The following is a 12202-nucleotide window of genomic DNA, read 5'->3' on the forward strand; positions in this document are numbered from 1 at the left end:
TGGTTATCAATTAAAGCTTTATTTTTATACATGACTCTAAGATCTCTTATATTAAAAAGCCCTCATTATTGATAATGAGGGCTTTTTTGAGTTTAATTTTTCAGTATGTACTGATGTCGCTCCCAATAACTTAACTGATGTCTAACGATAAACTATCGGCACCCTCATCTAAATTAGCCTTACCGTTTTTGCTACTGAGCTTAATTTTCAGACGTAAGTCGTTAGGGGAGTCGGCATGCAAAATCGCCTCTTTATAAGTGATCTCTCCTTGTTCATACAAGTCAAAAAGCGCTTGATCAAAGGTTTGCATACCGCTGTCTCGAGAGCGTGTCATGACGTCTTTGATTTCATGCACCTCACCTTTACGGATATAGTCGCTAATTAGCTGTGAGTTTAATAAAATCTCAATAGCAGCACGGCGTCCTTTGCCATCAGGGGTTGGAATGAGCTGCTGAGCGATAATGGCCTGCAAGTTCAGTGACAAATCCATAAATAGCTGATTATGACGACTGGTTTCAAAGAAATGAATAATACGGTCAATCGCTTGGTTGGCATTATTGGCATGCAAGGTTGCAAATACCAGATGCCCTGTCTCAGCGTACTGAATAGCGTAGCTCATGACCTCACGGTTACGAATCTCACCAATCAAAATGACATCTGGTGCTTGGCGCAGCGTATTTTTTAGTCCTGCTTCAAATGAATGAGTGTCGATACCGACTTCACGCTGAGTGATGATACAACCACGATGTTTATGGACAAACTCGATAGGGTCTTCTATGGTAATGATATGCCCATGAGAGTTTTGGTTACGATGTCCAATCATAGCCGCGAGCGTAGAGGATTTACCTGTGCCGGTCGCGCCGACCAGCAAGATAATGCCGCGCTTTTTCATGGCCAGTTCTTTGAGCGCTGGCGGCAAGCGTAGTTCCTCAACAGTTGGGATCTTATTCTCAATTTTCCGTAAAATCATTCCTGCCATATCGCGCTGTATGAATGCACTGACCCGAAAACGTGCTTGCTGTGCTTCATCAGATATAGCAAATTGACACTCGTTCGTCTCTTTAAATTCTTTTTGCTGGCTAGGGGTCATCACTCCTTTGACTAACATCATGGTTTGATCAGCGGTCAAAGGGGTTTTACCGACAGGTAAAATTTTTCCATTTACTTTCATGGAAGGCGCTACATCAGCAGTAATAAAAAGGTCAGAGCCATTTTTATTAATCATCAACTGCAATAATTTATCAATGTCCATATCGTACCTGCATTCGATGTAAGTCGATTAAAAGTTATTTAGAGTAGTGTATTAAAGGTCATTCATAGAGACCAATAACAATCTAGCACCATTCACGCTTTTTTGTGATTTGGCTGAGACTATAAAAATGCCTCAGGTTGCTTGGCATAAGGACGAGCCACATCTTTACTGATGGTGCCTTTGCCAACCAAGTTCTTTAAGGTTTGATCAAGCGTAATCATGCCTTCGCCTGCACCCGTTTGGATGGCAGAATACATCTGAGCAATTTTGTTTTCACGTATTAAGTTACGGATAGCGGGTGTGCCTAGCATGATTTCATGAGCTGCCACACGTCCACCAGCTTGACGACGCAATAGGGTTTGTGAAATAACGGCTTGTAGTGACTCCGATAGCATGGCACGAATCATATCTTTTTCGGCGGCAGGGAATACGTCGATGACACGGTCAATCGTCTTAGCGGCTGAGCTAGTATGCAGAGTGCCGAATACTAAATGTCCTGTTTCGGCCGCAGTCAGTGCCAAACGAATGGTCTCAAGGTCACGTAACTCACCAACCAAGATGACATCTGGATCTTCTCGCAATGCCGAACGTAATGCAGGCTCAAAACCTAAGGTATCGCGGTGCACTTCACGCTGGTTAATCAGGCTTTTTTTCGATTCATGGACAAATTCAATCGGATCTTCAATCGTTAAAATATGCTCTTTACGACTTTCGTTAATATAATTAATCATGGCCGCTAGCGTCGTCGATTTACCCGAACCAGTTGGGCCGGTAACTAACACCACGCCACGTTTGAAGTCTGAGACACGTTTGAACACGTCGCCCATCCCTAAGTCTTCCATGGTCAATACTTTAGAAGGGATGGTACGAAATACCGCGCCTGCGCCGCGATTTTGATTGAATGCATTGACTCGAAAACGTGCCAAATTTGGAATCTCAAAAGAAAAATCTGTCTCAAAAAATTCTTCAAAATCAGCGCGCTGCTTGTCGTTCATAATGTCATAAATGAGCTGATGAACCACTTGGTGCGTCATCGCAGGCATATTGATGCGTGTCATCTCACCATCGGTACGAATCATCGCAGGCATGCCAGCTGAAATATGTAAATCCGATGCTTTATGTTTGACCGTAAAACGTAGCAAGTCTTCGATACTTAAGGTGTTTTTTTCAGCCATAATCCGATATTCCTATCAATTAGTCAGGGTAAGACAAAAGAGCATAAAGGCACGTGGTAAACTATCCATCAATCGCTTTGTTCAAGCGTAAAATATTGAAGAGTGAACCAGCATGCCGTCTTTACCACCGCTATCATATTCAGTAGCATATGTTAAAGCATGTAACAATATCATAACAAGACTGTGAGTATTTAACCATCTACTCCTTTAAGAAAATATGAAATTAGTCATTTTTCAGCTAATTTTATATATGGGCGATAAATAATTTTTATTAAAAATATTTAAATTAAGCAGTCTCAGCCATAAACTATTTATAAAACCTATTAAAAATTAAGTAAATTTTGAGAGCCTTATATATGACTGATATGAAAGAGACAAATCAAAGTGTTGATAATCAGACGCTTCTCGCTAATTGGCAGCAAGTCAAAGAGCAAATGACCCAAGCCTATGAACAGGCATCTGAGCGAGATAGTAGATCTGCCAACACTACCATTTTGCTAGCCGTGTCAAAAACCAAGCCTGCCAATATGATTGCTACTTTGGCGAATGAGGGACAGCAGCACTTTGGCGAGAACTATCTACAAGAAGCCATTGAAAAAATAAATACGCTAAAATCGAATCCTGCATGCGCGGATATCGTCTGGCATTATATCGGCAGTATTCAGCGTAATAAAACACGCGATATTGCCGAGCATTTTGATTGGGTGCAAACCCTTGAGCGCGATATCATTGCCAAACGTTTAAACGATCAACGCCCAGATGAGCTCCCAGCATTGAACGTATTAATTCAGGTAAATATTGATAACGAAGACAGCAAGTCAGGTTGCCTACCAGCAGAACTGCCAGCATTAATCATAGCGATTAAAGGCTATGAGCGCTTGCAACTGCGCGGGTTAATGATTATCCCTGCCAAAGCAGATACAAACGCTTTTGCACGAACCAAGGCATTGTTTGACGATATAAAAGCCAGCCACCCAGAGTTGGATGCTTGGGATACACTTAGCATGGGGATGAGTGGCGATATGACAGAGGCGATAGGCAATGGGTCTACCATGGTACGTGTTGGTACAGCTATCTTTGGTGCGCGAGATTAGTTTTGTGCGCGAGACTAGAATGCTGCGTACTAGGCCAATTGAATAAATGATTAATTGGCCAATCAATCAAACCGTATCTTCTCGTTTGGTCACTAGCATTTGCGTGATTTTTAGATTGTCCGTTGCAATGATTTCAAACCGATAATTGGCGTACTCGATGGTGTCGGTCTTCTTAGGAATTTTGCGCAGCATATACATCATAAAGCCGCTGATGGTCTCATAGTTCTCACTGCGTGGTAAGTCGACGATATCTAATGCACGAATGACATCTTCAATAGGGGTCATTCCATCGATCAGCCACGAGTTGTCTGTGCGCTGAACAATAGGCTGCTCCTCAAGCGTCACCAGCTCGCCCATCACAATGCTCATCACGTCTTTGAGTGTGATAACACCAACCACAAGCCCATATTCATTCACGATGACAGCGAAGTCTGCGCCAGTCGATTTGAACATCTCTAATACTTCAAACAAAGACAAGGTGTCCGGTACAAATAGTGCCGGTTTTAATAGAGATTTGTCTGTCAGATTGACCTCTTGCTGATTTAAAACCAAGGCCAGAAAGCTACGAGACTCTACATAACCCACGATATGTTCTAGGTCGTCATCATGGCAGACCAAAAACTTATTGTGCGGCTGCTCAATCATGATATTTACGACTTCTTCGGTACTGGTTTTGGTATCAAAATAAACGATATTTTCGCGTGGGTTCATCACTGAGGTGACGGTACGCTCCTGCATATCAAAGATATTTTCTATCAGATGATGCTCTTGTTTTTTTAGCACGCCTGCTTCAGCGCCTGCATCCATGACGGCATAGATATCTTCTGGGGTCATATCATCTTGGCGAATGGTTGAGATACCAAAGGATTTAAAAAGGATATTTGCAGCGCCATCGAACACCCAGATAATGGGTTTTAATACAAAAATCAAGAGAATCATTGGGCGTACCAGTCGCACCGCTATCGCCTCAGCACTCGACATTGCCAAGCGTCTGGGCATCAGATCTGCAAGTAATGAAAACAGACTGGTGATGAGTGCAAACGATATCACTGAAGCCACCGCTTCACTATTAAACATCTGCTCCAGATAAGGACTGATGGCTGACTCGCCCACAGCACCCGCCGAGATAGCAACCGCATTGAGTACTATCTGTACGACCGTGATAAAGCTCCCAGGATGATCCTGCATATTGAGGACGTCAAGTGCGCGAACATCGCCTTCTTTTGCCATGATTTGCAGTTTGATTTTGCGTCCTGCGGCAATCGCAATTTCAGCAGCAGAGACAAAGGTACTCAAGGCAAGTAGAAGGAGAAGAAAAACACTGGCAGTTAGCAAGCTCATGACATACTCGAAAAGAAGTAAAGAGGAATTGGGTCAAAAATAGTCAGTAGGTAAAGGGAGAAGATCAGAAGGTGGACGGTAAATTTGTTCATGTATAAAAACCAAAAAAGCTGGGCAAGCACCCAGCTAATAGGAAAAATTCGACGTTTTGTCAAACGATCTGACTTGCACCTTTCAACTCATAAATTCGTAAATCATATAGGGCGTGTTGAACATTCGCAAATAGGCACTGCTGATCGCTAAAATGGTTCCAGACAAGGCACAAAGCGACGATAATGCAGATGCCTTAGCGAGATTTGTAACGCAGTATGGGGCAATTTTAGCATCAGCCCCAACGATAAAAGCAGGGGACAGGACTCTTTTTTGCCGCTTCATCGTTAAAAATAAGCGCTTAGAGTGACTAAACTTATTATTTTTAACATCGAATCGCCTAAAAAATAGTCGCTGTCAGTGCCATGGTCGAATGTTCAACACGCCCTAAGCTGAAAGGCAAGTGCGATTTAGCCTTTAATTGACCACTTATTGACCAACGGATAGCGGCGTTCACGTCCAAAAGCTTTGTGGCTGATCTTTGTACCGATGGGCGATTGCAAGCGTTTATACTCGCTATTGTCTACCATCTTGATGACTTTTGCGACCATCTCAGCATCAAAGCCTTTATCGATAATTTCCTGATAGCCCATATCTTCATCGATATAAGACATCAAGATACCGTCCAATACATCATAATCAGGCAAGCTATCCTGATCTTTTTGATCTGGACGTAGCTCAGCAGATGGCGGACGAGTAATAACGCGCTCAGGGATGACAGGTGTGTCTTCTAGGCGATTGCGGTAGCTTGCTAACTTATACACTTGTGATTTATACACATCTTTTAGTACGTCAAAGCCGCCAGCCATATCGCCATACAATGTTGAGTAACCAACCGCTAATTCTGATTTGTTACCTGTCGTGATGACCAAATGACCAAACTTGTTGGACAGTGCCATCAAGACAACACCGCGAGCACGGGCTTGGATGTTCTCTTCGGTTGTATCCGCTGGTGACTTATTAAATAGAGGCGCTAACGTATGACGGATACCTTCGACGGCGTCGAAAATAGGACACACGGTATAAGAGACATTTAAGCGACGTGCCTGAGCCTGTGCATCTTCTAGACTGATTTGAGAGGTATATTCATAAGGCATCATGACGGCATAGACCTTGTCAGCGCCCAACGCATCGACCGCGATACAGAGCGTCAGTGCTGAATCAATACCACCTGATAGTCCAACAATAATGCCAGAGAATCCTGAGTGATTGACATAGTCGCGTAGACCGACGACCAATGCCTGATACATCTCAGACTCACGGCTTAGAGACAACGGCGCTTTGGCTTGATTGTTGAATTTAGCCGTTTTGACATCTAAAGTGGCCAATAATAACTGATTCATGAAGCGCGGTGCTTCATGGGCCACGCTGCCATCGGCTTGCACAGCCATAGAGCCGCCATCAAATACAAGATCGTCTTGACCGCCAACTGCATTGACATAGACGATAGGCAAGTTGTTTTCACGGCTGCGCTTGGCAAGCATGGCTTTGCGGTTGTTTTGTTTTTCAATCTCAAAAGGTGAGGCGTTTAAGCTAACAATGAGGTCAGCACCTTGTTTTTTGAGTTCAGCAATCGGGTTTTTGTCCCACAAATCTTCACAAATGAGCAGGCCAATCGTAATGCCTTTATAGTCAAATAAGACTTGATTGCGACCTTTATCAAAATAACGGCGCTCATCAAATACACCATAGTTTGGCAACATCTGCTTGTGATAGAAGCCCTTTTGATGACCATTATGTAAGATAGCAGCGGAGTTAAAAGTACCGTGATGATCGACATGCGGATAGCCGACAATCATGACGATATCGTCGATATCACTCAAGGTAGATAAGGCGCTTTTGACACGGCCTGATAGGCTTGGGCGTAGCAATAAATCTTGCGGAGGATAGCCTAGTAGCGCCAGCTCTGGAAATACGATAACGTCAGCACCTTGTTCGCGTGCTTGTAATGCAAGCGTGCGCATTTTTTCAACGTTGGTTGCGATATCGCCTACCAAAAAATGTGACTGCGCTAAAGCAAAAGTGACCGTATCTTGTGGTTTGTTGGTCTTGCTGGCTTCATGTGAGGGGTTAAGATTGGGATTATCAGTGTCTTTTGACATTGTTATTGTTCCTATCGATATATTATTAAAATTTGGTGAGTCTGTATTGATTTAAAATAAAATCAAAGTAAGTCCGAAATTCATTCAAAACTGCGTGCTTGCTTATCAAGCTCGAATGTTGAGTTGATATGACAAGCCTAAATCCTACATAATTGCTTAGACAATGCTTAAAAGCATAATTGCTTATGCCTCCTATCCCAAATGATCGTGCCATCCTAAAATGAGATCTTATGATAGTCTAGAAGAAGACGATACAAGAGGGTCTGGAATCTGCTTTGATAGATGCGATGTTTATGCAACGACAAAAATAAAAGCGTACAAATGCACTTAACTATATTGAAAAGCTTAAAATAATTGCTTTAGTATAACATCAATTGTCGTGACAAATAGAACGCACCAGTGAATTCCCTGATAAGATTGCAGTTTAATAGCTGAATATAAAAGCAGCTGCGATGGCACTGTTTTTCACAGTAAATCCATGCATTATGCGCTAGTCATTCCGGTCATCATCTAGTAAGCTTGCATAGACAAAGTTGTAAGTAAAGATTACAACATAGCGTTATATAATTATCATAATCTATTGCATAATGGAGCGTAATAGCTGCGTTTTTCGCGATGTTATTTATCAGAGTGATAGTTTGTAAATACGCAGTATTGCCATGTGATTTAATGGGTTTGACACCGTTTTTTCTTTATATACTTATAATCTACCATCCTCGCTAATGGATACAGTTTATGGACAGCGTCTATAAGCTGATGTTTATCACACATTTATAAACTTGCCAGCAAAGTTATCGTTTGCTGTCCGCTCTTGGTTTATACGCTATGATTGAAAATTGGACAAAAGAATTTATTATCCAGCGCTTGCTTGCGATTACTTTGCTGGTTGCGCTGTTCGTATTATGCTTTAAAGTGGTGCAGTTTTTTATTGTACCGGCATTGTGGGCGGCAATTTTGGCGTATGTGACGTTCCCTGTTTATGAGTTTTTTCACGAAAAAGTTAAACTGAGTCCAGATTTTAGCGCTGCCATTATGACCGTGAGCATCTCCTTGATAATAGGTGTGCCATTGGTTATTGGTGTGTTTATTTTGCAGCAAGAAGCGTTGAGCTTAATCAGTAATTTGGTCTATCGTATTAAAGTGGGCTATTTGGATGTGCCTGACTCATTTAAAGACTTGCCGATTATCGGTCAGCAAATCAAAGACGTACTGTGGCGAATCAATAAAAACCCAGAAGGCACGCTAGAAGCCTTCCGTCTTTGGGTTCAGTCGCACTTGTATTATGGCAAGGTAGCATTTGACGTGGTGTTCAGTGGTCTGGCTAAGCTGGGTATGGCGCTGATGACACTATTCTTTTTTTATCGTGATGGCACCAGTCTGGTTCGTCAGATTCGCCAAGCGCTGCGTAACATCATCGGCAATCGCATCGACGGTTATATTGACTCTGTAGGTACAACCACGCGTGCGGTGGTATACGGCATCGGGCTGACGGCATTGGCTCAGGCGCTATTGGCTGGTATCGGCTATTACTTCGCTGGTGCGCCAAGCCCTATTTTATTGACCATTGTTACATTTATTATTGCGTTGATTCCCTTTGGTACGCCATTTGTTTGGGGCGGTGTATCTGTCTGGCTCTTGAGCCAAGGACATACTGCAGAAGGGATTGGTTTGGCACTATGGGGCGTGTTTGTTATTAGCTGGGTGGATAATCTCATTCGACCTATTGTTATTAGCGGCGCGACCAAAATCCCATTTATTATTATTTTTATCGGTGTGTTGGGCGGTCTAACCGCATTTGGGTTTGTTGGATTGTTCATCGGCCCTGTGGTACTGGCTATCGGTCTTGCCGTATGGCGCGAGTGGATATCGCAGCACAAAAATGAGATATTTGCGCCGCAAGACGTCACGCTCTCTGACTCAAATGCCATAGCGCCAGTACATAATCCAGCACAAGACACAGTCAGTGGAAATGAGTCTACATAGAAAACCCTTATCGATAGAGAAAATTGCCAATGACAAACAATGATATTGCAGATGCTATGGACAATAAGATAAACCAGATGGCCAAAGGTATCACGATCGTTGCTGATAGCAATATCGCTAGCCTGAATGATTTTTTTAATCACGCTACATTAGGTCAGTTGTCTGGGCAAACAGTCAAAATTATACCGGTCGCTGGTCGTGATATTGACGCAAAGCTGCTGTCTGAAGTACAGCCAGATATTTTGTTAATACGCTCGGTCACGCAAGTCAATGAGGCGCTGTTGGCTGAAAATCACAGTGTGCAATTTGTTGGCTCAGCGACTATCGGTACAGATCATGTCGACCAAGACTATTTAGCAACGCGCGATATTACTTTTGCCAATGCCGCTGGTTGTAGCAAGCACTCGGTGGCTCAGTATGTACTGACGGCTATCTTGACTCTGCGTCCAAACTACTGGCAGCAGCCTGTGACACTTGGTATTATCGGCCTTGGAAATATTGGCAGTACGCTTGCTCAATATGCCAATGACTTGGGCTGGCAGGTGCTTGGATACGATCCATTATTACCAAGCTCTACTATTAATAATGCCAGCCTTGAGCAGGTGCTTTCTCAAAGTAACGCGGTGAGTTTGCATGTGCCTTTGACAAGTGAGAAAGTTGACAGTGATGCTAAAGGCAGTGACTATCCAACGCGTCATCTCATCAATGCAGAGACATTGGCCATGATGCCTGCTGATAACATATTGATTAATAGCGCGCGCGGCCCTGTGGTCAATGAAAATGATCTCAAGAACGATATTGCTCATACTGGGCGGCAAGTGGTTTTGGATGTGTTTGAGCATGAGCCAACGGTTGCTGACAGCCTACTAGCTAAGCTCACAATCGCCACACCGCATATCGCTGGCTATACATTAGAGGGCAAGCTACGTGGTACACAAATCATCTATGATGCCTTATGTGAGAAGCTAGCGATCATACCTGCCCAGTCTATGTCCAACCTGCTACCGCTTAACCTGTTTTTGTGGTCTGAGTTAAAAGCAAACCCAGACAGATTGTCAAAGTTTTATGACATTATGCAAGATGATGCCTTGTTGCGAAGCAAAATATCTGGTGAAAATCCTGACAAACAAGTGAATGGCGCTGACTTTGATGGTTTGAGGCGTGATTACCACTTGCGCCGTGAGTGGCAATCCTAATCTAGCAATTTAAAAATACTATTCTTAAAAACATAAATAATCTACGTCATTGAAGCATTATTATTTGTGAATCACGGTAGACAGTCATGAGCCAATCAAGCAGTACCTTTAGTCATCAACCTAACTACGTCCCAACCATGACACTGGCAATGGCACAGCAGCGTGCCAAGTTTATCGGTGATATTCGCCAGTTTTTTACCAGTCGTCAGGTACTGGAAGTACAGACGCCGCTTTTATCGCAAGCAGGGAACACCGACACTTTTTTGCAATCAGTGGCAGCGCACGTAACCTATCAAGATCGTCCTCGTACCTATTATTTGCATACGTCTCCTGAGTTTGCGATGAAGCGTTTACTGGCGAGCTGGCAAGTGCCTATTTATCAAATTTGTCCTGTGTTTCGAGATAATGAAATAGGCGTGCGTCATAATATCGAATTTACAATGTTAGAGTGGTATCAGCCCAATTACAGCCTCGATGATATGGCAGGTGAGCTTAATGAGTTGCTTACGGCGCTGTATGGTCATCCAATGGTGATGAGCCACTATCGCTATGTCGATGCTTTTATGGATTTTGTTGGTATACACCCACTGACAGCGAGCCTATCTGCGCTCCAAGCGGTAGCAGAAGATAGAGGGTTGATAGGATTTGATTTTAATGATGCTGATGATAGCGAAGCAAATCGTCGCCAGAACTGGTTAGATTTGCTATTTAGTCATGCAGTAGAGCCAAATTTGGGACACGACTTGCCGACACTGATCATAGAATATCCACCTGCGACAGCTGCATTGGCAAAGACAGCGCTAGATAAAGAAGGCAATACAATAGCGAAACGCTTTGAGCTGTATATCAATGGGATTGAGATTGCCAACGCTTATGATGAGCTGGCAGATGGTCCAGCATTACGAGCACGTTTTGAGCAAGACAATCAATTACGTCATCGTCATGGGTTGCCAAAAATGCCCATTGATGAGCACTTAATTGCTGCATCTGATGATTTGATTCCTTGTAGTGGTATTGCGGTCGGTGTTGATCGATTGCTCATGGTGATAACGGGCGCAAAAACTTTAGAGGAAGTGATTGCTTTTCCGAGCGGTCAAGCATAACCAACAGATAGTTTTTATTCATAGCAGCAAGAAAAAAGGTCGTTACCGATTTACCAATTAAATATTGGCGAATCGATAACGACCTTTTTTATAATCTGATTCAGTGATTTGACTTACGTAGTTATAGCTTGGCAGTCAGATCTATCTAAACAGTGATGGTTTATACTGTAGAAATGGCTTCATTGATGTCGATATCACCATTGTGCAAGTTGAATACTTTTCCAATAGTATTATCGGCGGTTAGGACAGCCGCCAGCGTCGTTGCGACATCTTCAATAGCATTTTCACCAGAGCTGGTATCATTGATAGTGATTTTGCCTGTACCGTCACGTTCTTTCAGTGCACCCGGCTGTACGATTGTATAGTCGAGTGAGCTATTATTCACGAGCCAATGATCAGCGTAATGCTTAGAGATATAGTAGTCTTTTAGATCTGCAATGTTAGGGTTGTTATCCCATTTCTCAGTCTCTAGCGAGAATACAGAGCTAAGCATAATATAGCGTTTGATACCTTTGTCTTGCGCGGCTTGCATGGTCTTTACTGCACCGTGTAAGTCGACTTCTAGTACATTTTTACCACCAGATCCTGCGACAAAATAGACAGCATCGATATCTTGATCCAGTTGTTTTTCGATAGACTCTTTGCTAGCAGTAATATCCAAATCTAGCTGAGTATAGTTGTCATTGTCAAACAGCTTTTTTTCTTGGCGAGTCGTACCAATTACTTGGTGTTCGTCAGCTAATAATTGCTTAACCAATTCACCACCGACACGGCCACTGGCACCAACGACTAAAATTTTCATAATCATTCCTATTGTTATTTACATTCTGTTATTTAAGCGATTCAGTGAATATTTTTATCTCAAA

At 42.9% G+C, this 12202-nt stretch carries 9 protein-coding genes; 4 read left to right on the forward strand and 5 right to left on the reverse strand.

Annotation, left to right across the window (positions count from 1 at the left end):
- Positions 1–130: 130 nt before the first annotated feature.
- Positions 131–1252: a PilT/PilU family type 4a pilus ATPase gene (locus BLR43_RS00710; RefSeq protein ID WP_071002369.1), complete on the reverse strand. Its 1122-nt coding sequence runs from the start codon at positions 1250–1252 to the stop codon at positions 131–133.
- 119 nt (positions 1253–1371) lie between these two features.
- A complete protein-coding gene (locus BLR43_RS00715; RefSeq protein WP_093067571.1) occupies positions 1372–2427 on the reverse strand; it encodes a type IV pilus twitching motility protein PilT in 1056 nt (351 codons plus the stop codon).
- Positions 2428–2792: 365 nt separating this feature from the next.
- On the opposite strand from BLR43_RS00715, the gene BLR43_RS00720 reads away from it, so the two are divergent.
- Entirely contained in the window at positions 2793–3521 is a 729-nt protein-coding gene (locus BLR43_RS00720; RefSeq protein ID WP_093067942.1) for a YggS family pyridoxal phosphate-dependent enzyme, read from the forward strand.
- A 66-nt stretch (positions 3522–3587) separates the two neighbouring features.
- On the opposite strand, the gene paeA is transcribed toward BLR43_RS00720, so the two are convergent.
- Positions 3588–4862: a polyamine export protein PaeA gene (paeA, locus tag BLR43_RS00725; RefSeq protein WP_093067574.1), complete on the reverse strand. Its 1275-nt coding sequence runs from the start codon at positions 4860–4862 to the stop codon at positions 3588–3590.
- 500 nt (positions 4863–5362) lie between these two features.
- On the reverse strand, positions 5363–7054 hold the full coding sequence (locus BLR43_RS00730) for an NAD+ synthase (RefSeq protein WP_071002366.1): 1692 nt from the start codon (positions 7052–7054) through the stop codon (positions 5363–5365).
- 825 nt (positions 7055–7879) lie between these two features.
- Here BLR43_RS00730 and BLR43_RS00735 point away from each other — a divergent pair.
- From BLR43_RS00735 to epmA, 3 genes are all read left to right on the forward strand, one after another.
- Positions 7880–9037 (forward strand): AI-2E family transporter, encoded by a 1158-nt coding sequence (locus tag BLR43_RS00735; RefSeq protein WP_071002365.1) that lies wholly within the window; start codon positions 7880–7882, stop codon positions 9035–9037.
- Positions 9038–9114: 77 nt separating this feature from the next.
- Positions 9115–10233: a 4-phosphoerythronate dehydrogenase gene (locus tag BLR43_RS00740; protein WP_227674217.1), complete on the forward strand. Its 1119-nt coding sequence runs from the start codon at positions 9115–9117 to the stop codon at positions 10231–10233.
- Between the two features lie 86 nt (positions 10234–10319).
- Positions 10320–11336, forward strand: coding sequence for an EF-P lysine aminoacylase EpmA (epmA, locus tag BLR43_RS00745; protein WP_093067578.1), 1017 nt, complete (start codon positions 10320–10322; stop codon positions 11334–11336).
- A 160-nt stretch (positions 11337–11496) separates the two neighbouring features.
- Here epmA and BLR43_RS00750 read toward each other — a convergent pair whose 3' ends face one another.
- Complete coding sequence (locus BLR43_RS00750; RefSeq protein WP_093067580.1) at positions 11497–12138, reverse strand: SDR family oxidoreductase; 642 nt, start codon at positions 12136–12138, stop codon at positions 11497–11499.
- Positions 12139–12202: the final 64 nt, after the last annotated feature.

This window comes from Psychrobacter pacificensis (genome assembly GCF_900101915.1).
GTDB classification, from domain to species: domain Bacteria; phylum Pseudomonadota; class Gammaproteobacteria; order Pseudomonadales; family Moraxellaceae; genus Psychrobacter; species Psychrobacter pacificensis.